General features: G+C 68.8%; 22 protein-coding genes. 12 read left to right on the plus strand and 10 right to left on the minus strand.

What is annotated here, in order from left to right:
- Positions 1-13 precede the first annotated feature (13 nt).
- From P1J78_RS10615 to P1J78_RS10625, 3 genes are read right to left on the minus strand one after another with little or no spacing between them, the layout of a single operon-like run.
- The gene (locus P1J78_RS10615; RefSeq protein ID WP_374213238.1) at positions 14-883 is read right to left on the minus strand and encodes a polyprenyl synthetase family protein; all 870 of its coding nucleotides are present in this window, start codon (positions 881-883) and stop codon (positions 14-16) included.
- The gene (locus P1J78_RS10620) at positions 880-1,122 is read right to left on the minus strand and encodes an exodeoxyribonuclease VII small subunit (RefSeq protein WP_275567324.1); all 243 of its coding nucleotides are present in this window, start codon (positions 1,120-1,122) and stop codon (positions 880-882) included. Before P1J78_RS10620 ends, P1J78_RS10615 begins: the two co-directional genes overlap by 4 nt.
- Positions 1,119-2,054, minus strand: coding sequence for a histone deacetylase family protein (locus P1J78_RS10625; protein WP_275567325.1), 936 nt, complete (start codon positions 2,052-2,054; stop codon positions 1,119-1,121). The genes P1J78_RS10620 and P1J78_RS10625 overlap by 4 nt, the downstream gene beginning before the upstream one ends.
- A gap of 28 nt (positions 2,055-2,082) precedes the next feature.
- Between P1J78_RS10625 and P1J78_RS10630 the strand changes: the two genes are divergently transcribed.
- The 9 genes from P1J78_RS10630 to P1J78_RS10670 all read left to right on the plus strand — a co-directional run bounded on the left by P1J78_RS10630 (position 2,083) and on the right by P1J78_RS10670 (position 7,865).
- Positions 2,083-2,634, plus strand: coding sequence for a hypothetical protein (locus tag P1J78_RS10630; RefSeq protein ID WP_275567326.1), 552 nt, complete (start codon positions 2,083-2,085; stop codon positions 2,632-2,634).
- Positions 2,635-2,722: 88 nt separating this feature from the next.
- Entirely contained in the window at positions 2,723-3,445 is a 723-nt protein-coding gene (locus P1J78_RS10635; RefSeq protein ID WP_309568127.1) for a cytochrome c biogenesis CcdA family protein, read from the plus strand.
- 10 nt (positions 3,446-3,455) lie between these two features.
- Positions 3,456-3,863: a thioredoxin family protein gene (locus P1J78_RS10640; RefSeq protein ID WP_374213240.1), complete on the plus strand. Its 408-nt coding sequence runs from the start codon at positions 3,456-3,458 to the stop codon at positions 3,861-3,863.
- 72 nt (positions 3,864-3,935) lie between these two features.
- On the plus strand, positions 3,936-4,547 hold the full coding sequence (locus tag P1J78_RS10645; RefSeq protein ID WP_275567327.1) for a ribonuclease D: 612 nt from the start codon (positions 3,936-3,938) through the stop codon (positions 4,545-4,547).
- A 67-nt stretch (positions 4,548-4,614) separates the two neighbouring features.
- Entirely contained in the window at positions 4,615-5,223 is a 609-nt protein-coding gene (locus P1J78_RS10650) for a hypothetical protein (protein WP_275567328.1), read from the plus strand.
- Between the two features lie 7 nt (positions 5,224-5,230).
- Entirely contained in the window at positions 5,231-5,743 is a 513-nt protein-coding gene (gene lptA, locus P1J78_RS10655; RefSeq protein ID WP_275567329.1) for a lipopolysaccharide transport periplasmic protein LptA, read from the plus strand.
- Entirely contained in the window at positions 5,743-6,516 is a 774-nt protein-coding gene (gene lptB / locus P1J78_RS10660; protein WP_275567330.1) for an LPS export ABC transporter ATP-binding protein, read from the plus strand. The genes lptA and lptB overlap by 1 nt, the downstream gene beginning before the upstream one ends.
- Before the next feature lie 266 nt (positions 6,517-6,782).
- Positions 6,783-7,358 carry a ribosome hibernation-promoting factor, HPF/YfiA family gene (gene hpf, locus P1J78_RS10665; RefSeq protein WP_275567331.1) on the plus strand — a complete coding sequence of 192 codons (576 nt, stop codon included), beginning with the start codon at positions 6,783-6,785 and terminating at the stop codon, positions 7,356-7,358.
- A 42-nt stretch (positions 7,359-7,400) separates the two neighbouring features.
- Positions 7,401-7,865, plus strand: coding sequence for a PTS sugar transporter subunit IIA (locus P1J78_RS10670; protein ID WP_275567332.1), 465 nt, complete (start codon positions 7,401-7,403; stop codon positions 7,863-7,865).
- Positions 7,866-7,930: 65 nt separating this feature from the next.
- Here P1J78_RS10670 and P1J78_RS10675 read toward each other — a convergent pair whose 3' ends face one another.
- From P1J78_RS10675 to P1J78_RS10700, 6 genes are all read right to left on the minus strand, one after another.
- Positions 7,931-8,932 (minus strand): DUF3137 domain-containing protein, encoded by a 1,002-nt coding sequence (locus P1J78_RS10675; RefSeq protein WP_275567333.1) that lies wholly within the window; start codon positions 8,930-8,932, stop codon positions 7,931-7,933.
- Between the two features lie 60 nt (positions 8,933-8,992).
- Entirely contained in the window at positions 8,993-9,415 is a 423-nt protein-coding gene (gene arfB, locus P1J78_RS10680) for an alternative ribosome rescue aminoacyl-tRNA hydrolase ArfB (RefSeq protein WP_275567334.1), read from the minus strand.
- 336 nt (positions 9,416-9,751) lie between these two features.
- Positions 9,752-10,387 carry a queuosine precursor transporter gene (locus P1J78_RS10685; protein ID WP_275567335.1) on the minus strand — a complete coding sequence of 212 codons (636 nt, stop codon included), beginning with the start codon at positions 10,385-10,387 and terminating at the stop codon, positions 9,752-9,754.
- A gap of 115 nt (positions 10,388-10,502) precedes the next feature.
- Positions 10,503-11,357, minus strand: a complete 855-nt coding sequence (locus P1J78_RS10690; RefSeq protein ID WP_275567336.1) for an esterase-like activity of phytase family protein — start codon at positions 11,355-11,357, stop codon at positions 10,503-10,505.
- Positions 11,358-11,365: 8 nt separating this feature from the next.
- Positions 11,366-12,301: a penicillin-insensitive murein endopeptidase gene (mepA, locus tag P1J78_RS10695; RefSeq protein ID WP_275567337.1), complete on the minus strand. Its 936-nt coding sequence runs from the start codon at positions 12,299-12,301 to the stop codon at positions 11,366-11,368.
- The gene (locus tag P1J78_RS10700) at positions 12,271-13,668 is read right to left on the minus strand and encodes an MFS transporter (protein ID WP_275567338.1); all 1,398 of its coding nucleotides are present in this window, start codon (positions 13,666-13,668) and stop codon (positions 12,271-12,273) included. The genes mepA and P1J78_RS10700 overlap by 31 nt, the downstream gene beginning before the upstream one ends.
- Positions 13,669-13,808: 140 nt before the next feature.
- Between P1J78_RS10700 and P1J78_RS10705 the strand changes: the two genes are divergently transcribed.
- The 3 genes from P1J78_RS10705 (at position 13,809) to yaaA (ending at position 17,045) form a co-directional block, all read left to right on the plus strand.
- Positions 13,809-14,093: a YggT family protein gene (locus tag P1J78_RS10705; RefSeq protein ID WP_275567339.1), complete on the plus strand. Its 285-nt coding sequence runs from the start codon at positions 13,809-13,811 to the stop codon at positions 14,091-14,093.
- An 82-nt stretch (positions 14,094-14,175) separates the two neighbouring features.
- Positions 14,176-16,215 carry a DNA helicase RecQ gene (recQ, locus tag P1J78_RS10710; protein ID WP_275567340.1) on the plus strand — a complete coding sequence of 680 codons (2,040 nt, stop codon included), beginning with the start codon at positions 14,176-14,178 and terminating at the stop codon, positions 16,213-16,215.
- 50 nt (positions 16,216-16,265) lie between these two features.
- A complete protein-coding gene (gene yaaA, locus P1J78_RS10715) occupies positions 16,266-17,045 on the plus strand; it encodes a peroxide stress protein YaaA (RefSeq protein WP_275567341.1) in 780 nt (259 codons plus the stop codon).
- 375 nt (positions 17,046-17,420) lie between these two features.
- Here the strand turns inward: yaaA and P1J78_RS10720 are convergent, their stop codons facing one another.
- Positions 17,421-19,610, minus strand: a complete 2,190-nt coding sequence (locus tag P1J78_RS10720; RefSeq protein ID WP_275567342.1) for an ATP-binding protein — start codon at positions 19,608-19,610, stop codon at positions 17,421-17,423.
- Between the last annotated feature and the right edge of the window lie 98 nt (positions 19,611-19,708).

Consider the following 19,708-nt stretch of genomic DNA (forward strand, 5'->3'; position numbering starts at 1 on the left):
CAGGGCGTCACGATCAGGTCCGGCGGGCAATAACGAAGCGCGCCGCCTGTCGCAAGTTCTCCGCCGCCGGCCCGTATCCGTCAAGTGCCGTGACGGCCTCGTCGACCAGCGCCTGCGCCCGGTCCTTCGCCCCGGCCAGCCCCAGCAGCGACACGAAGGTCGCCTTTCCGGCCGCCGCGTCCTTGCCCACGCGCTTGCCGGCGGCCTCGGCGTCGCCCTCGACGTCCAGCACGTCGTCGGCGATCTGGAAGGCCAGCCCCAGCGCCCGGGCGTAGCGCGTCAGCGGGCCGGGATCGCCGCCGCCCAGCGTCGCCCCGGCGGTGCAGGACCACTCGATCAGCGCGCCGGTCTTGTTGCCCTGAAGCGCGGTGATCTGGTCCAGCGTCAGCGGCGCGGCGGCGGTTTCCGCGGCGAGGTCCTGCGCCTGGCCCAGCACCATGCCGCGCACCCCGGCGGCCCGCGCCAGCGAGGTCACCAACGCCACCCGCATCTCGGCCGGTCCGACCGCCTCGCGCGTCAGCAGGTCGAAGGCCAGCGACTGCAGCGCGTCGCCGACCAGCACGGCCGTCGCCTCGTCCCATTTCACGTGAACCGTCGGCTGGCCGCGCCGCAGGTCGTCGTCGTCCATGCAGGGCAGGTCGTCATGCACCAGGCTGTAGCTGTGCACCGCCTCGATCGCCGCCGCCGCGTGCACCGAACGCGCGTCCGGCACGCCGAACAGGCCGGCCGATTCCATCACCAGGAAGGCCCGCAGCCCCTTGCCGCCGCGCACCGCATAGCGCATGCCCGCGACGACCGGCAGCGGCTCCAGCGGTTCCAGCGCCTCGTTCAGGCACGCGCGGGCGGCGGCGCCGCACTGCGCCAGCCGTTCGGCGAAACTCACTGCGTGTCCACCGGCGTCGTCCCTTTCGGTGCGCCGGTCTCGTCGAAGGTGATGGCGGCCACCTTCTCCTCGGCCTCTTTCAGCTTCTCCTCGCAGCGTTTCTTCAGCGCCGCGCCGCGCTCGTAGAGCTGGATCGACTTCTCCAGCTCCACGTCGCCGGATTCCAGCTGGCCGACCACCGCCTCCAGCTCGCGCATCGCCTGTTCGAAACTCATCTCGGATACGGGGGTGTCGGTCACTGCGAAAACTCCATCAGAACGTCCACATGCGCCGCCACGCTCGCGGCCAGCGCCTGCAGATCATAGCCCCCTTCCAAAGTCGAGACCACGCGCCCGCCGCAGGTATTCGCCGCCACCTCGCAGATCCGCCGCGTGATCCAGCCGAAATCCTCCGTCGTCCAGTCGAGCCCCGCCAGCGGGTCGTCGGCATGGGCGTCGAACCCGGCCGAGACCAGGATCATCTCCGGCTCCCATTCCTCGACCACGGGCAGAATGTCCTGCTCCCAGGCCCGCCGCATCTCGCGGCTGCCGGAGCCCTCGGTCAAGGGCACGTTGACGATGGTGCCATGCGCCCCGGTCTCATGCGCCGCGCCGGTGCCGGGGAACAGCGGCATCTGGTGACTGGAGCAGAACAGCGCGCGGCCCTCGTTCCACAGCAGATCCTGCGTGCCGTTGCCGTGATGCACGTCGAAATCCAGCACCGCCACGCGGCCCAGCCCGTGATGCTCCAAGGCTCTAACGGCCGCGATAGAGACGTTTCCGAACAGGCAGAACCCCATCGGGCGGGCCGTCTCGGCATGGTGCCCCGGCGGCCGCATCGCGACGAAGGCATTGCCGATCTCGCCCGAAAGCACCGCGTCCACCGCGGCACAGCAGCCGCCCGCGCCCCGCAGCGCCGGCTCTAGCGAGCCGGGCGAGACATGCGTGTCCGGGTCCAGCGCCCGGGCGCCTTCCCGGGGGATCGCGGCCTCGATCCGCGCGATGTACTCCTCGGGGTGACAGCGCAGCAGGTCGGCCCGGTCGGCCACCGGGGCCTCGCGCCGGTCCAGCGCGGCGAAGCGGTCCTGCCCCAGCGCCCGGGTCACGGCCTCGTAGCGGGCCACGCGCTCCGGGTGGCAGGGCGGCGTGACATGGTCAAGGCTGGAGCGATGTGTATAAAGCGCGGTAGTCATAGCCAGACCCAACCGGATTGCCCGACCCATGACAAGCCGTTTCGCCCTTGCGCTCCTGTCCCTTCTGCTCGCCGCGCCCGCCCTTGCGCAGGCCGTGGTCGATTCCTCCCTGTCCGACCTGAACGGCGACGGGCTGCGCGAGCGTTTCACACTCCTGCACTATCCGGGCGCCGATACCGTCGACCTGATCGTCGAGGACACCGGCACCGGCCGGGTGACGGCCCGCGACATCGCCTGGACCGGCGGCATCGGGCAGCAGCCGGACATCGACGTCGCGCCCAACGGCTCCATCCGCCTGCATTCCCGCAACGAATCCATCGGCCGCAACCGGTGGGTCCAGACCCTGACCATCGCCTATCGCGACGGGGCCTACCGGGTCGCGGGGTTCACCTATGAATTCTACGACACGCTGAACCCCGACGCCGCCGGATCCTGCGACCTGAACCTGCTGACCGGGCGGGGCTTCGTGACGCGCGGGCCGGGTCCGAAGAAGACGATCGCCCACGATGTCGCCGCCCGGCGGGTCACCGACTGGCGGGAGAGCGACCCGATCCCCGAGATCTGCCGTCCCTGGGAGTAGGCCGGCCGACCCCGTCTGAAACATCCCTGACACCCTTTTGAAGCGGCCTCACGCGCTGTTGGGGTGACTTGTCGGCCGGCAACAGCCCATGGTGCGGTCGATGGACCTGATCTTCGCATACGGCGCGGGGCTGCTGACGCTGATCAACCCGTGCGTCCTGCCGATCCTGCCGATCGTGCTGGCCGCCTCGCTGCAGGCGGGGCGGCACGGGCCGGCGCTGATCGCGGCCGGCCTGTCGCTGTCCTTCGTCGTGCTGGGGCTTGGCGTGACCGCGCTGGGCCGGGCCGTGGGGCTGACGGCCGCGACGGTCGCGGATGCGGGCGCCGTGCTGATGGTGGCGTTCGGGCTGGTTCTGCTGGTGCCGCAGGTCGCCGGCCGGTTCGAGATGGCCACGGCCGGCGTCTCGGCCCGCGCGGATGCCGGGATGGACGGGCTGGCGCGGAACGGCCGGGGGCAATTCATCGGAGGCGTCCTGCTGGGCGCGGTCTGGAGCCCCTGTATCGGGCCGACGCTGGGCGGCGCGATCTCGCTCGCGTCACAGGGCGAGAGCCTGATGCGCGCCGGGGCGATCATGGTGGCCTTCGCCGCCGGAGTCTCGACGATCATCGTCGCGCTCGGATACGGCGCGCGCAGCGTGATCCAGCGGCGCGCGGCCTGGATGCGGGCGATTGCCGGGCGGGCCAAGCCGATCCTCGGCGCGGTCTTCGTGATCGTCGGCGCCGGGCTCTTGTTCGATGTGCATCACATGCTGGAATTCTGGGCGCTGCAGGTGCTGCCGCCCTGGCTGATCGACCTGTCCGTTTCGCTGTAAGGGGAGTGACATGATGAAACGACGCGATTTCCTGGCGGGCTCCGCCGCCGTTCTGGCCGCCGGCCCGGCGCTGGCCGCCACCGCCTACACGCCCGGCCTGGTGACCGAGGAGCTGCAGGCGGGCAAGACCGTCTTTCTGGACTTCAAGGCCAGCTGGTGCACGACCTGCGCGGCGCAGGAGCGGGTGTTGAACGCGCTGAAGGCCGAGAACCCGGCCTACGAGCAGGCGATCAGCTTCATCGAGGTCGACTGGGACACCTACGGCAATTCCGAGCTGGCCCGGTCGCTGAACATCCCGCGCCGCTCGACGCTGGTGGTGCTGAAGGGCGACCGCGAGCTGGGGCGGATCGTGGCCGGCACGGGACGCGACCAGATCAAGGCGCTGATGGACACGGCGCTGCAGGCGGCAACCGCCTGAGGCCCCCTGCCCTTTCGGTTTACAGGTGTCGGGCGAGCGCGTATTCGCCTGACAAACCGAGAGGCTTTCGCAATGACCAACCATCTGTACCGGAACGACCTGCCCGACGGGCTGGACCTTGGGCCCGTCGTGGCTATCGACTGCGAGACGATGGGGCTGAACCCGCACCGCGACCGGCTGTGCGTGGTGCAGATGTCGGGCGGCGACGGCGACGCGCATCTGGTGCAGGTGGAGCAGGGCCAGACCGAGGCGCCGAACCTGTGCCGCATGCTGGCCGATCCGAACGTGCTGAAGCTGTTCCATTTCGGCCGGTTCGACATCGCCGCGATGTACAACGCCTTCGGCACGCTGGCCGCCCCGGTCTATTGCACCAAGATCGCCAGCAAGCTGATCCGCACCTATACCGACCGCCACGGGCTGAAGAACCTGCTGCAGGAGCTGCTGGAGATCGACATCTCGAAGCAGCAGCAGATGAGCGACTGGGGCGCCGCGGAACTGACCGAGGCGCAGCTGGCCTATGCCGCGTCGGACGTGCTGTACCTGCACCGGCTGCGCGACAAGCTGGACGCCCTGCTGGAGCGCGAGGGCCGCGCGGACCTTGCCCGGGCCTGTTTCGACTTTCTGCCCACGCGCGCGCGGCTGGATCTCGCCGGGTGGCCTGAAATCGACATTTTCGCGCATTAGATAGGGCGGATGGACCGCCCGAGCGACAGAATCGCCCGTCCGGCCCGCGAGCGGCGGGGCTAGGCCGGTGGCGACCTACGACAACACATATTCGCGCGTCGTGTCGTGGCTGAAGGTGATCCTGCCGCTGGCCGCGCTGGCCGGGTTGTCGACGCTGTTCATGGTGGCGCGCACCATCGACCCGGCCCAGGACATCCCCTTCGCCGACGTCGACATCGAGGAACTGACGCGCGAAGAGCGGATCGGGCGACCCACCTTCTCGGGCATGACGCCGGGCGGCGCGGCGTTCTCGCTGTCGGCCGAGCGCGCGCGGCCCGACCCGGAGGATCCCGGCAAGATCATCGGCGAGGAAATCCGCGCCGGGATCGACATGCCCGACGGCACCGGTATCGAGGTGACCGCCGGCGGCGGCCTGGTGGACAATGCGAGCCGCACCGCGGGGCTGCGCGGCGGGGTGATGGCGCAGACCTCGGACGGCTATCTGATGCAGGCGCAGGACGTGACCATCGACTTCGACGCCCGGCGCATGTGGTCCGGCAACGAGGTCTCCGTCACCTCGCCGGAACTCAAGCTGCGAGCCGGCGCGTTCGAGGTGCAGGGTGACGGGACGGAAGACCGGCCCTACGTGCTGGTTTTCAAGGACAAGGTGAACCTGCTATACGAACCGGAGCAATGAGGGGCCCATGACTGCGCTTACCCGTTTCCTGACTGCCTTGTGGGCGGTTTTCCTTGTCTTCGCGGCGGCCGGTCCCGCCGCGGCGCAGGGTGCGGACGTCTCGCTCGGCATCGCCGATTTTGACAACTCGCAACCGGTGGAGATCACCTCGGAATCGCTGTCGGTCAATCAGCAGGCCGGCAACGCGACCTTCGAGGGCAACGTCATCGTCGGCCAGGGCGAAATGGTGCTGACCTGCGACCGCATGGTCGTGGAATACGGCGCCGACGAAGGCGGGCGCAACGATATCCGCGTGATCTGGCTGTACGGCGGCGTGACCTTCGTGGGGCCGTCGGAAGCGGCGGAGGCGGACAGCGCGACCTACACGCTGGCCGACGAGACGATCGTGCTGACCGGCAACGTGCTGGTAACGCAGGGGGCGACGGCGATCTCCTCCGACAGGCTGATCTACAACCTGCAAAGCGGGTCGGGCCGGATGGAGGGCCGCGTCAAGACCATCCTGAACCCGGGCAGCAACTGATGGCGAAGGACGCCGACTCTCGCCCCGTCTTCACCGTCACCGACGGGCAGGCCGGCCTGCGCGTGGTCAACCTGCGCAAGAGCTACCGCAAGAAGACGGTGATCCGCGACGTCAGCATGGAGTTGGGGCGCGGCGAGGTCGTGGCCCTGCTGGGCCCCAACGGGTCGGGCAAGACGACGAGCTTCTACGCCATCGCCGGGCTGATCAGCCCCGAGGGCGGCCAGGTCGTCATCGACGGGCGCGACGTGACCTACCTGCCGATGTACCGCCGCGCCAAGCTTGGCATCGGCTATCTGCCGCAGGAAGTGTCGATCTTCCGCGGGCTGACGGTCGAGGACAACATCCTCGCCATCCTGGAAATCTCGATGCCGAACAAGAACCGCCGGCGCGAGCGGCTGGAGGAGCTGCTGAGCGAGTTCTCGATCACCCATATCCGGCGGGCCAGCGCGCTGTCCCTGTCGGGCGGCGAACGCCGGCGGGTGGAGATCGCGCGCTGCCTGGCGGCCGATCCGAAATACCTGCTGCTCGACGAGCCCTTCGCCGGGGTCGACCCGATCGCGGTGGGCGAGATTCGCGGCCTGGTGGCCGACCTGAAGACCCGGGGAATCGGGGTGCTGATCACCGATCACAACGTACGCGAAACGCTCGAAATCGTCGACCGCGCCTATATCTTGCACGATGGCAAGGTGCTGATGAGCGGGACCACCGACGAGGTGATCCGGGACGAGAACGTGCGGCGCGTGTATCTCGGCCAGACCTTCAGAATTACTTAACGATTTCAAGTCAGTGAGTCGCGCGGCGCCGGAAAATGGTCGGTTGCTCTTGTGCCCGGTTGACTTCGACAGCATAGAAGGCGCCAAATGCGGATGATGCGCGACCTGACCGTCTTTCCTCATGGCCCGCGTGGTCTTCCGCGAAATTGCAATCCCCGGCCGGGCCGGGGGATCGGGACGATGCGAGACGGATGTCGTCGCCAGGGATCGGCGCCTGCCCCAGCAGCGGCGCGCGCCGGCCTGGCGCCATAGTCGAAGGAGGTATCATGCGTTATCAGATCACCGGGAAACAGATCGACGTCGGCGCTGCGCTGCAGACGCATGTCGAGACCGAGTTGAGCGAGGTCGTGGCCAAGTATGCCGAGCGGCCCACTGACGCGCAGGTTACCTTTTCCAAAAGCGGCCACGAACATGTGTGCGAGGCGATCGTTCACCTGTCCACCGGCCTGACGGCGCAGGCGAGCGCGCATGCCAACGAGATCTACGCGGCGTTCGACGATTGCTGCGAAAAGATGGAAAAACAGCTGCGCCGCTACAAGCGCCGGCTGAAGGATCACCACCGCGAGCGGTCGCAACCGGTTGAAGTTTCGGGCGCAAACTCGTATATCTTGGCTGCGTCCGATGAGGATCACGAGCAGGAGCCGGAGACGCTCCAACCGATTATCGTGGCCGAGATGGAGACGAAGATTCCGTCGCTTTCCGTGGGTGAAGCCGTCATGCAGATGGAGCTAGCGGGCGTTCCGGTTCTTGTCTTCCGCAACGAAGGCCATTCCGGCGTCAACGTCGTGTACCGGCGCGACGACGGCAACATCGGCTGGATCGACCCCAGCAACGCAAGCTGAAGCGCCGGCACCGCACGGGCCGGGACAGACGAGCAGAGGCGCATGGAACTTTCCAGGATATTGCAGCCCGAAGCGGTGCGCGTCGTCAACAGCCTGACGAGCAAGAAGCGCCTGTTTCAGGAACTGGGTGAAACGGCGGCGGCGGTCTACGATCTGCCGCAGGCCGACGTGGTGGATTCGCTCACCGACCGGGAATCGCTCGGCCCGACGGGCGTGGGCCAAGGCATTGCCCTGCCGCATGCCCGGCTGTCCGGCCTGACCGAGGTGAAGGGCGTGTTCCTCAGAATCGAGAAGCCGCTGGACTTCGGCGCCGTCGACCGGCAGCCCGTGGACCTCGTCTTCGCGCTGCTGGCCCCGTCGGGATCCGGCGTGGACCATCTGCGCGCGCTGGCGCTGGTCTCGCGGACGCTGCGCGATCAGGGCGTCTGCGGCAAGCTCAGGGCGAACACCGACCCGGCGACGCTGCACGCGGTGCTGACCGAGCAGCCGGCCAGCGAGGCGGCCTGAGCGGCACGCACGGCCCCGGCCGTGTGCCGCAGCGGCGGGCGCTGTGACGGGCGCCGCCGCCAGCCCTACGCCGGGGCGCCCACCTCTTCGCCATGCAGTCGGTCGATGATCCGCCGGACCAGCGCGATGTCGGCGAAGATGGCGTGCAGATCCTCCTCCATCTCGGTCACCGACGTCGTCAGCCCGCCCATCTTCATAAAACTGCCGCCGCGCGCCAGGGCGAGGTAGAACGCGCTCCCCTCGAAGCCGGCGACCATCGACTTCGTGCCCTTCCGGCCGCCTTCGTCCTCGCCGATCGCCAGCAGCGAATCGAGGAAGGGGGGCGGCATGAAGGCGCGGGCTTCGTCGGGCCGGTCGGCATGCACCTCGAACGCGCGCTCGAATCGCTCGTGCTCCAGCTCGACCCGCGGCATCCCCCGGCCCCGGTCGCCGGAGAACAGGCCGCTGAGCGTGTTGCCGATGGCGCCGTAGTCCCGCGCGACCAGGATGCGCCCCGGCGCCTCGACCGGCACCGCGATATGGAACAGCAGGCCGTCGAACACGGTTCTGGTCTTGGTCTTGTTGTCGCTGTCGCGGGTCTTCTTGGTCAGCCGCGCCTCGACCATGTGATAGGACGTGTCGCGATAGGTGCCGCGAAGCTCGTCCGTCAGGTTCGCCCGGTCATAGCTGCCCAGCATGCCCAGCGCGCGCATCTGGCTCACCGGGAAGTCGCGGGTCGGCGTGCTGGAGAATTGCAGCTCGCCCACATGGTCGCAGATCGCCGGCATCACCGCCTGCTCCACCGCGCCGGACCAGGCATTGGCCTGGGCGCTGCGGATCGTCAGCCCGACGATCACGCCGAGTCCGACGGCCACCAGCGCGAAGATAAACCGCGCCTCTCCCTGAATCAGGAAAGACAGCACCGCGCCCAGCGCGACCCCCGCGCCGATGCAGATGAAAAGCCATTTGCGCGCGGTGGCCAGGCGCCGCAGGCGCTCGGTCTCGATCTTTTCCAGGGCCGGGGCGACGTGGTCGCGGAACACGGGCGCAAAGCCCTGCTCCAGCGGGGTCCGCTCGGTGAAGTCCATGAATGCCTCCCGTCGAATATCGGCGCAGCTTAGACGCGGCGCCGCGCTCCGCGCAACGGCTCAGGCATCGGGATCGACGGGGCCGCGCAGTGCCTTCTTCTGGCCGCGGGCCTTCTTCGACTCGACCCGGCGCCGCTTTGACGCCAGCGTCGGGCGGGTGGGAATGCGGCGGCGCGGGCGTTCCAGCGCCTTGCGGATCAGCTCGACAAGGCGGTCGCGGGCAATGTCGCGGTTGCGGGCCTGATGGCGCGTCTCGTCCACCCGGATCAGCATCGCGCCGTCATTGGTCCAGCGCCGCCCGGCCAGCCGCTTCAGGCGCCGCTTCACCGGATCGGGCAGGTTCGGCGACCGCTCCGCCTCGAACCGCAGCTCGACGGCGGTGGCGACGTTGTTCACGTTCTGCCCGCCGGGGCCGCCGGCGCGGGTGAACTGCTCGGTCAGTTCCCAGTCCTCGATCGCGATCTGGTCGTTGATTCTCAGCATGGCCCCGGTTCCGCGTTGACGGGCGCAAGGATAACGCGCCGGGGCGCAACGAAAAGGGCCGCCATGTCCGGCGGCCCCTCGAGTCCTTATGGAGAAGTTCGGTTAGGACCTTTCTTCAGTCCAATCGAAAGGAGGTCCCTCTTCGGGGCTGCCCTCAGACGGAATATCCTCCGACTGTTCCGACACCTTTCTCCAATATCGCTCTAGACACTGGATCACCTCCTTTCGCTGGTTTCTGATAGGGGCAGCGTCGCACAGATTTTGTGTCTGTCAAATGTTTTCACGCAAGCTCTGGCGAATTTCTGACGCCCCTGGAAACATGTGCCGAAAATGCGCTCAGGCGGGCCGCGCCCCGCGCATCCGGTCGACGATGATCCGGAACGGGATCAGCGCGATCAGCGCCAGCGTCAGCTTCACCATCCAGTCGGCGACGGCCAGCGAAACCCAGAGCGGAACGACCGGCCCCGCGCCCAGAAGCGGCAGCGTCTCGTTCGCCCAGCTCACGTCGTTCGCCGGCTCGATAAAGGCGAGGCCGGCGGAGAAGGCGATGGTGAAGAAGATCGCCGTGTCCACGGTGGAGCCGATCAGCGTCGAGGCCAGCGGCGCGCGCCACCAGCGGCCCTCGCGCAGGCGGTCGAAGATCGCCACGTCCAGCAGCTGTGCCGTCAGGAAGGCAAGGCCCGAGCCGATGGCGACGCGGAGCGTCACGGCCGGGTAGGTGAAACCGTCGCCCTGCAGCGTGATCTGGGTGCCGATCAGGGAGCAGGCCACACCGGTGAGAAAGCCCGCGAAGACGACCTTGCGCGCGGTGGCGGGGCCGTAGACGCGGTTCATCACGTCGGTGACGAGGAAGGCCAGCGGATAGGTGAAGGCGCCCCAGGTCAGCCATTGACCGAACAGGAACTGGACGAGGATGTTGGACGCCACGACGATGGCGGCCATGGCGAGGATGCCGGGGAGGATACGGGTCATGTTGTGGTCCGTTTTGGCAAGGTTGCGGAGACTTGGTCCCCCGGCAGGGGACGCGGCGCCTTACCGCCCCGCCCCCGGTCCGTCAAGCGCTCCGTCGAGGCGGCCCGTCGGGCCGTCAAGGCGGCAGACGGTATTCCACGAACTCGGTAACCTGGAACGGGCGGAAGTTGTCGTCGGAGATCATCGTCAGCCGGATCGCGCCGCCGGCATCCCGCCAGACAGAGAGGCCTTCCAGGTTGTCATGGGTACCGACGCGGGTCTCCAGAACCGTCCGTTCGTCTCTAATGCCATCGTTCGTGACGTCGAAGCTGCGCACCCGGCTGCGGAATCCGAAGAGTCCGGTGAAGTCGCGCTCCAGCAGATACAGCCGGCCGTCCGGCCCGAAATCGGCCCCGGTGGGCAGGAACTCGCCGCGCCGGGGCAAGTCGAACGCATAGGTCCATTCGCCGCCGGCGAACCGGTAGACCGGAAACGGCAGCAGCTTGCGCCCCGACCGCTCCGGCAGGGTATAAAGCGCGCCGTCCGGCCCGATGGCCAGCGCCTCGAGCGACGAGTTCAGTTGAAGCCGGTCGAAATGCGGATGCTGTGGCAGGTCCGTGGCGGCGCTGTCGGGCCGCGCATAGGCCCAGACGCGGTGCTTGCCCTCGAAGGAAACGAAGACCCGGCCGTCGGCGCCCTGCGCCAGCCCCTCGGCGTCGGTCCAGAACCGGCCGAGCGCCTCGTTCTCCGGCCCCTTCAACTTGCGGACGGGGCCGGCCTCGACCCCGGCTATGCTGTCGCCCTCGCGCAGCAGGCGGCCCTGCACGATGCCGCCCCGGTCGGAGATCGCGGTGAAGCGCGTGCCGTCGGCATCGACCTCCAGCCCGGAAAACCCGCCGAACGCCTTGCCGGACTCCTCCCAGGTGTAGCTGCCCACATGCTCGGCCATGCCCGGCGATCCGGCGGGGGCCGGGCCGCAGGCGGCGAGCATCAGCAGGGCTACTGCGACGCGAGGACGGTGGCGCATTGCGCGGGAAGGTCGGCGAGCACGGTCTCCCGGCGCGGTGTCGGCGGCGGCGCGTCGGGGTCGGGCGGCGGCGGGTTCAGGATGTTGTTCACCCATTCCTGCGCCTCTTCGCAACCGTCGCCCGGTGGCGGCGGGGCCTGGTTCACGCAGCCGCTGGCCCCGTCGGGACAGGCAAGCCGCACGTGGAAGTGATAGTGATGCCCCCACCACGGCCGGATCCTGCGCAGCCACGACCGGTCGCCGGTGGCGGTCTTGCACATGTGGACCTTGGCGCCGGGGAACACGAAGATCCGGGCCACGGCCGGGTCGCTGGCGGCGGCCTTCAGGACCTCCATATGCTGCTGCGTCCAGTTGTCGTTGATATAGGCCCCGTTCGCCCGGCGCAGCGAGATCGACGAGATGTTCTCGCGCTGCGCCGGCGTCAGGTCCAGCCGCTTCGGCGGCAACATCCAGATGTCGGCATCCAGCCCGATCTGGTGCGAGCGGTGGCCGGTCAGCATCGGCCCGCCGCGCGGCTGCGACATGTCGCCGACATAGAGACCCTCCCACCCCGGCTGCGTCGCGGCGAAGCGGGACAGCCGCTTGACGTAGTCGATCAGCTCGGGATGGCCCCAGTTGCGGTTGCGCGACAGGCGCATCGCCTGCCAGGTCGGCCCGGTCTCGGGCAGCTGCACGGCCCCGGCCACGCAGCCCCCGGCATAGCTGCCATAGGGGGCGGGCGGCTGCGGCGAGCCGGCCTTCACCCGGCCGAAGAGCTGCTTGGCGATGGCATTCGGGTCGAAATCGGCCGCCGCGAAGGTCAGCGCGGCGTCGGCGGTGGCGTCCTTGTCGGTGTCGGCGTCGTCGCGCCCGCCGCCACAGGCGGCAAGGCCGAGGGTCAGGCCAAGGAGGGCGAGCTTTCGGACCATGCGGCGTGGTCTCCATCCGGTTTCACCCATGCTAGCAGGATCAGCCCGAAGAGAAAAAGCCCTATCAGCGGCGTGACGCCCAGCCGCTGGTTGCCCGTGACATCGGTGACAACGGCGATCAGCGCGGGCGCGACGAAGGTCGTCGCCTTGCCCGCCAGCGCATAAAGGCCGAACGCCTCGGTCATCCGCGCCGGGTTGGCCTGCAGCACCATCATTGTGCGGCTGGCGGATTGCAGCGCCCCGCCGGCCCCGCCGATCGCCGCGCCGCACAGGTAGAAGGCGATATCGGGGATCGCCGTGCCCGGCGCCAGCGGCATCCACAGCACGCTGTCCTCGGCGATGGAGGTGATGACCACCGCGACCAGCAGCAGGACGACGATACAGACCCTAAGCACCGGTTTAGGGCCGAAGGCGCGGTCCGCCTTGCCGCCGATCCAGGCGAATACCGCGCCGGTGATCGCGGCCACGATCCCGAACACGCCGATATCCACCACCGTCCATCCCAGCACGCCCAGCGCGTAGACCCCGCCGAACGTATACATCCCGTTCAGCGCGTCGCGGTACAGCATGGACGAGCCGAGATAGGCCGACATGGAGACATGGTTGGGCAGCGACCGCAACGTCGTCAGCAACTCGCGCAGCCCTTTCCGCACCGGGGCGCCGCGCACCACCCCCTGCGCCGGCTCGCGCACCCACAGGAAGAACGGGATCATGAAGACCGCGTACCAGACCGCCACGAATGGCCCGACCGAGCGGGTGCCCTCGCGCATGTCGGGGTCGAGGCCCAGAACAGGCTCTATCCCGATGAAAGTCACGCCCGCCTCGTTCTCGGCGAAGAACACCAGCACCAGCGCCAGCGCCAGCACCCCGCCGACATAACCCCAGGCCCAGCCAGAGCCGGAAATCGCGCCGATCTCGGCCCGGCTGCCCAGCGACGGCAGCATCGCGTTGGTGAAGATCGTGGCGAATTCCATCCCGATCAGGCCGATCCCGAAGAAGACCAGCACGACCACCGGATCGAACGCGCCGGGGTCGGCCAGCCACAGCCCAGCGGCGCCGACGACGTAGAGCGCGGAGAATCCCCAGACATAGGGCAGCCGCCGCCCGGTGCTGTCGGCCGCGGCGCCCAGGATCGGCGCAAGGACCGCGATGGTCAGGCCGGCGGCGGTCAGGCCATAGCCCCACCACGCCTGCGCCCGGGCCCGCGCGGCGGCCTGCGGCAGCCCGCCATCCATCAGCATGCCGGCCGCGATTTCCGCGAAATAGGGACCGAAGATGAAGGTCAGGAGCAGGGTGTTGTACGGCTGGCTCGCCCAGTCGAACATCATCCAGCCCCAGATGCGCTTGCGCGCGCTGATCTCGGCCATCGTCGGAATGTCCCCCAATTGCCCCCGGGTTATGGCAGGCAATCTGCCCGTTTCGCAAGACTCCGCGGCCCGCGTTCTTGTCAGCGGCGCCGCGACCGCCTAACTAGCCGACGACGTTTCAGATACAGGGCCGGCGGACCATGACATCACTGTTCCAAATCCTCATTCTCATCCTGGACGTGATCTGGTTCATCATGATCGTCCACATCATCATGTCCTGGCTTCTGAACTTCCAGGTCCTGAACCCGCGCCAGCCGATCGTTTTCCAGATCTGGACCGGCCTGAACCGGTTCCTGGAGCCGATCTACGAGCCGATCCGCCGCGTCCTGCCCGACACGCGGCCGCTGGACCTGGCGCCGCTGGTCGCGCTGATCGCCGTATATGCGCTTCGGATCATCATTCGTAACAACATGTACGCATTCTGACGCCGCTTCCCGGTTGTTAAGCGAATCTTCATCTGCGATGTTTCTGCTGAAACGAGCAGTTTGAAGAAAAATCGCGATACAGATGGACCGCGCGGCGCAGCTTCTCGGCACAGTCTTCGGATTCGACGCCTTCCGGCCCGGCCAGGCCGAGATCGTGGAGGCCGTGGCGGACGGCCGCAACGTTCTGGCGATCATGCCCACGGGCGGCGGCAAGTCGCTGTGCTACCAGTTGCCCGCGCTGTGCCGCGAGGGCGTGACGGTGGTGATCTCGCCGCTCATCGCGCTGATGCGCGACCAGGTGCGCGCGCTGCGCGAGGCCGGGGTGGAGGCCGGGGCGCTGACCTCCGGCAACACCACCGAAGAGACCGACGCGGTCTTCGCGGCGCTGGAGGCGGGGCGGCTGAAGCTTCTCTACATGGCGCCGGAACGGCTCGCCTCGGGCGGCACACAGTCTCTGCTCAGGCGCATCGGCTGCACCCTGATCGCGGTGGACGAGGCGCATTGCGTCAGCCAGTGGGGGCATGACTTCCGGCCCGACTACCTGGCCATCGGCGCATTGCGGCGGTCGCTGGACGTGCCGCTCGCCGCCTTCACCGCCACGGCGGACGAGGAGACGCGCGCCGAGATCGTGACCCGCCTGTTCGACGGGCAGGCGCCGCAGACCTTCCTGCGCGGCTTCGACCGGCCGAACATCCACCTCGCCTTCCAGCCGAAGAACCAGCCGCGCAAGCAGATCCTCGACTTCGCCGAGCGGCGGCGCGGTCAGTCCGGCATCGTCTATTGCGGCACGCGGGCCAAGACCGAAACGCTGGCCGCCGCGCTGCGGGCCGAGGGGCACGCGGCCTGTCACTATCACGGCGGAATGGAGCCCGAGGCCCGCCGCGGGGTCGAGGCCCGGTTCAGCCGCGAGGACGGGCTGATCGTTGTGGCGACGGTGGCCTTCGGCATGGGCATCGACAAGCCCGACATCCGCTGGGTCGCCCATGCCGACCTGCCGAAGTCGATCGAGGCCTATTACCAGGAGATCGGCCGCGCCGGCCGAGACGGCGCCCCGGCCGAGACGCTGACGCTGTATGGTGCCGACGACATCCGGCTGCGGCGCACGCAGATCGACGAGGGGCTGGCGCCGGACGACCGGAAATCGGCCGACCACGCGCGGCTGAACGCCCTTCTGGGCCTGGCCGAAGCGCTGCGCTGCCGGCGGCAGACGCTTCTGGGCTATTTCGGCGAACAGGCCGAGCCCTGCGGCCATTGCGACCTCTGCGACACGCCGCCCGAGGTGTTCGACGGGACCGAGGCGGTGCGCAAGGCGCTGTCGGCGATGCTGCGGACGGGCGAAAGCTTCGGCGCCGGGCACCTGATCGACATCCTCATCGGGAACGAGACCGACAAGGTGAAACAGCGCGGGCACGACCGGCTGCCGACCTTCGGCGTCGGCAAGGACCTGAGCCGCGCGCAGTGGCAGGCGGTCTACCGGCAGATGATGGGGCGCGACCTGTGCCGCCCGGATGCGGAGCGGCACGGCGCCTTCCGGATGACCGAGGCGGCGCGGCCGATCCTGCGCGGCGAGGAGGGCATCGAGCTGCGGCGCGACACGATCCAGACCGCCAAGGCGCGGCCGGCGGTGAAGACGCTGGTCAGCGAGGAGGACGCGCCGCTGTTGTCCGCGCTGAAGGCCAAGCGCCGCGCCCTGGCCGAGGCGGCGCGGGTGCCGGCCTATGTGATCTTCCCCGACCGCACCCTGATCGAGATGGCCGAGGCGCGGCCCGAGACGCTGGACCAGATGGCGCGGATCTCCGGCGTCGGCGCGAAGAAGCTGGACCGCTACGGCGCCGCGTTCCTGGAGGTGATCGCCGGCGACCGGCCGGAGCCGGTGCATCCGGTGCGGATGAAGCTGGCGGCGCGCGGCGCGGGCGAGGTTTATGACCGGCTGTTGCAGGCGCAGGCGGAGCTGGCGCGCGGCGAGGCGGGGACCGACAAGCCGCTGAGCTGCTCGGCCTCGCTCCTGGCCAAGGTCGCGGCGCTGCGCGAGCCGGATCTGGGCATGCTTGAAAACCTGATGGGCGAGCGGCGGGCGGAGCGGTTCGGGCCGACCTTCCTGAGCATCCTGCAGGAGGCTTGAGGCCCGCCCGCCCCGCGGATAGATCGGGGCGGATCTCAAGGAGGCTGTCGATGCTCGTCGTGATTTCCCCGGCCAAGCGCCTGAACGAAACGCCGATGGACGGCGTGGAGACCACGCGGCCGCAATTCGAGGCGGAAGCCGCGCGGCTGGCGGGGCATATGCGGCAGCTGAGCCTGCAGAAGCTCAAGGGGCTGATGGGGCTGTCAGACGACCTGGCCAAGCTGAACCGGCGGCGGTTCGCCGGATTCATGGATACGCCGGACGCGGCGGCGGTGAAGCCGGCGATGTACCTGTACGCGGGCGACACCTATCTGGGGCTGGAGGCGGCGTCGCTAGAGTCCGAGACCGTGGCGTATGCCCAGCGGCACCTGCGGATCCTGTCGGGGCTTTACGGGCTCTTGCGGCCGCTCGACGGGATACAGCCGCATCGGCTGGAGATGGGCAGCCGGCTGAAGACGCGGCGGGGCGGGAACCTCTACGAGTTCTGGCGAGACCTGCCGGCGACGGCGCTGAACCAGGCGGCGGAGGAGGCGGGGACCGGCGTGCTGGTGAACTGCGCGAGCCAGGAATATTTCGGGGCGGTGGATCGGGAGCGGCTCAAGCTGGAGGTGATCACCCCGGGCTTCTTCGAGATGCGGAACGGGGCGCCGAAGGTCGTGAGCTTCTACGCGAAGAAGGCCCGGGGGGCGATGGCGCGCTTCGTGATGGAGCGGCGGGTGCGCGATCCGGAGGGGCTGAAGGACTTCGATTTCGGGGGCTACCGCTACGATCCGGACCTGAGTCGGGAGGGGCAGCCGGCATTCGTCCGGAGCGGCGAAGAGGTGGCCTGAGCCGGGTGTCCAAGGTTGGACGGGGTGTTAAGTCCCGGGGATTGCTGTAGATAGCGCTAACGGGAGTCGTGGACGTCCATGCGGCACGACGCTACATCCTCGGCCTTGCCATATAGCGGCCCCGGTCGAGCGGAACGCCGTGCAGCGCCGACCCGCCGGGGCGCGGTCGAACTTTGCGATTCCGGAGAAATAAGCATATAGATCGGGCACTTGGCACCGTCCTCGCCAGAAGCGCCGCCCCGATGGGGGCGGGGCGGCGCTGCACGGCGTTCCGCCGCGCGATGCAGGTGGAGATTCCCCACGGAAAACCCAGTGTCGTGTAGTGTGCGTGGACGCCCATGCGACACGCGCCCCGGTCCGGCCAGTCACGCCGCCTCAGGCGCCGGCGGCCTCGGGCGCGTCCTCCGGCAACGGGGGCAGGCACTCCGCGGGGCACGCCGCCGCGACGTGGTGCAGGATCGTGGCCTTCTTCAGCGGCTTGGTCAGGTAGTGGTCCAGCCCGGCGGCGAGGATGTCGTCCTCGTCGCCGGCCAGCGCGTGGGCCGTCATCGCGACGACCGGAACCCGGGGCAGGCCCTGGTCCGCCTCTACCACGCGAATCCGGCGCGTCGCCTCCTTGCCGTCGACCTCGGGCATCGAGATGTCCATGAAGACGAGATCCGGCGGCGCGGCGCGATAGGCCTCGACCGCCTCGCGCCCGTTCTCGGCGAATTGCAGGTCGATATCGGCGGACTTCACCAGCTTGGAAAAGACCAGCCGGTTCGTCCGGTTGTCCTCTGCCGCCAGAACGCGCATGCGGCGCCGCGGGCCGGGCCGCGCATTCGCCTCCGCCGGCGCCGCGCCGGGGGCACGCGGCGGCGCCGCGGCGATTGCGCGCAGCACGTCGTGGCGGCGCAACGGCGTGTGGAGGACCGCGGTCACCTCGGCGCCGGTTCGGACCGGGGTCGCGGACAGAACGAAGATCGGCCCCGCGAAACCGTCGGCGCGGAGCGCCGCCGCGACGTCGCCGGGGCCGGGCCCGGACCCCGACAGCGCCGCATCGAGCAGGACGACATCGCCCGCGCCGGGCCCGGCCGCGCGCAGCTCGTCCGCGGATCCGAAGCCGCTGGCCGCGACCTTCTGGGCCAGGAGCTGGCGTCGGAGGATATCCCGGCCCGCGGCCAGCGGATCGGCCAGCAGCACCCGGTTCAGCCAGCCCGGCGCCGCCGGCGGGGGCGACGCGGCGTGGACCGCCAGCTCCAGCGTCAGGAAAAAGCCGAAACTGGAGCCGGTTCCGACCTCGGACTCGACCCAGATCTCGCCGCCCATCATCTCCACCAGCCGCTTGGTGATGGCAAGGCCGAGCCCCGTGCCCTCGAACGTGCGGTTGCGGTCGTCCTCGACCTGGTTGAATTCGCCGAAGATATGGTCCCGCTTGTCCGGCGCGATGCCGATGCCGGTATCCTCCACCGTGACATGCACGCGCTGCCGTCCCGCGGCGCTGTCGGGCAGGCTGGACACCCGGACCAGCACATGCCCCGACTCGGTGAACTTCACCGCGTTGCCCACGAGGTTGGTCAGCACCTGCCGCACCCGGCCCGGATCGCCGACGAAGCGGGTGGGCATGAACATGTCGTAGTCGATCAGCATCGTCAGGGGCTTGGTGCCGACCGAGGGGCGCAGCAGCGTCGCCACCTCGTAGACCGCCTGTTCCAGGTCGAATTCCTCGGGGTGGAGCGTCAGCCGCTCCGCCTCGATCTTGGAATAGTCGAGCACGTCGTTGATCAGCACCAGCAGCGCCTCGCCCGAGGAGCGGATCGTCTCGACATAGAGCCTTTGTTCCTCGTCCAGCGCGCTGTCGTCCAGCAGCTGTGCCATGCCGACGATGCCGTTCATCGGCGTGCGGATCTCGTGGCTCATATTGGCGAGAAAAGCGGACTTGGCGCGGCTCGCGGCCTCGGCCGTCTTGCGGGCGGCCTTCAGCCTGGCCTCGTAGCGGATCTGCGCGGTGATGTTCAGCGCGAGCGACACGGTATCGCCGCCCTCGGTCCGCCGGTCGACCAGCCGGACAAAGGTGCCGTTCCAGAAGCGGATGACGCGCGGGTGGATCGTGGGCGCCCGCCAGCGCCACATCATGTCCTCGACCCAGTCGTCGCGGCCGGCGCCGTCGGTGTCGACGACGCCTTCCTCGGCGGCGATGCGCAGCAGTTCCTCGTCCCGGATGCCGGGGCCCACGCTGTCCAGCCCCTCGAACGGGGCGAGATAGGCCCTGTTCGCGGCGATCATCGTGCTGTCGGCATCGAACACGGCAAAACCGTCCTGGATGGTTTCCACCGAGTCCCAGAGGCGCCGCTCGGCGATCAGCACGGCGCCCTTCGCGGTCTCCAGCTCGTGGCGCACGGTCTCGGTCTGCTGGCGCAGGACGGCGGTTTCCTCGCGCTTCTCGACGATCTCTTCGGAGAGGTTGCGGGCATGGGCCGCCAGCTTGCGGTTGGCGTCGCTGAGCTCGGCCTGTTTCATCTCCAACAGACGCTCCGCGGCAAGCCGCGCCCGCCGTTCCCGGGCGAGTTCGTCTGAGTTGGCCATGCGAGGGACTCCGCCCGCTTCTGCTCCCGATCCACGGGATTGTGTAGGGATTTTGGTGAAAAGGCTGTTAACACGGTCTTGAAAACGTTGAACCGGCC

The organism is Psychromarinibacter sediminicola, assembly GCF_029168335.1.
GTDB classification, from domain to species: Bacteria; Pseudomonadota; Alphaproteobacteria; order Rhodobacterales; family Rhodobacteraceae; genus Psychromarinibacter; species Psychromarinibacter sediminicola.

Excerpts from the sequence above, each read along its gene's own strand:
- P1J78_RS10675 (WP_275567333.1), bottom strand. The coding sequence starts at position 8,932 with ATGGACTTCACCGAGCGGACCCCGCTGGAGCAGGGCTTTGCGCCCGTG.
- lptB (WP_275567330.1), top strand. The coding sequence starts at position 5,743 with ATGGCGAAGGACGCCGACTCTCGCCCCGTCTTCACCGTCACCGACGGG.
- P1J78_RS10720 (WP_275567342.1), bottom strand. The coding sequence starts at position 19,610 with ATGGCCAACTCAGACGAACTCGCCCGGGAACGGCGGGCGCGGCTTGCC.
- P1J78_RS10635 (WP_309568127.1), top strand. The coding sequence starts at position 2,723 with ATGGTGCGGTCGATGGACCTGATCTTCGCATACGGCGCGGGGCTGCTG.
- hpf (WP_275567331.1), top strand. The coding sequence starts at position 6,783 with ATGCGTTATCAGATCACCGGGAAACAGATCGACGTCGGCGCTGCGCTG.
- P1J78_RS10705 (WP_275567339.1), top strand. The coding sequence starts at position 13,809 with ATGACATCACTGTTCCAAATCCTCATTCTCATCCTGGACGTGATCTGG.
- P1J78_RS10645 (WP_275567327.1), top strand. The coding sequence starts at position 3,936 with ATGACCAACCATCTGTACCGGAACGACCTGCCCGACGGGCTGGACCTT.
- P1J78_RS10640 (WP_374213240.1), top strand. The coding sequence starts at position 3,456 with ATGATGAAACGACGCGATTTCCTGGCGGGCTCCGCCGCCGTTCTGGCC.
- P1J78_RS10625 (WP_275567325.1), bottom strand. The coding sequence starts at position 2,054 with ATGACTACCGCGCTTTATACACATCGCTCCAGCCTTGACCATGTCACG.
- lptA (WP_275567329.1), top strand. The coding sequence starts at position 5,231 with ATGACTGCGCTTACCCGTTTCCTGACTGCCTTGTGGGCGGTTTTCCTT.
- recQ (WP_275567340.1), top strand. The coding sequence starts at position 14,176 with ATGGACCGCGCGGCGCAGCTTCTCGGCACAGTCTTCGGATTCGACGCC.
- mepA (WP_275567337.1), bottom strand. The coding sequence starts at position 12,301 with ATGGTCCGAAAGCTCGCCCTCCTTGGCCTGACCCTCGGCCTTGCCGCC.
- P1J78_RS10685 (WP_275567335.1), bottom strand. The coding sequence starts at position 10,387 with ATGACCCGTATCCTCCCCGGCATCCTCGCCATGGCCGCCATCGTCGTG.
- yaaA (WP_275567341.1), top strand. The coding sequence starts at position 16,266 with ATGCTCGTCGTGATTTCCCCGGCCAAGCGCCTGAACGAAACGCCGATG.
- arfB (WP_275567334.1), bottom strand. The coding sequence starts at position 9,415 with ATGCTGAGAATCAACGACCAGATCGCGATCGAGGACTGGGAACTGACC.
- P1J78_RS10670 (WP_275567332.1), top strand. The coding sequence starts at position 7,401 with ATGGAACTTTCCAGGATATTGCAGCCCGAAGCGGTGCGCGTCGTCAAC.
- P1J78_RS10690 (WP_275567336.1), bottom strand. The coding sequence starts at position 11,357 with ATGCTCGCCGCCTGCGGCCCGGCCCCCGCCGGATCGCCGGGCATGGCC.
- P1J78_RS10700 (WP_275567338.1), bottom strand. The coding sequence starts at position 13,668 with ATGGCCGAGATCAGCGCGCGCAAGCGCATCTGGGGCTGGATGATGTTC.
- P1J78_RS10630 (WP_275567326.1), top strand. The coding sequence starts at position 2,083 with ATGACAAGCCGTTTCGCCCTTGCGCTCCTGTCCCTTCTGCTCGCCGCG.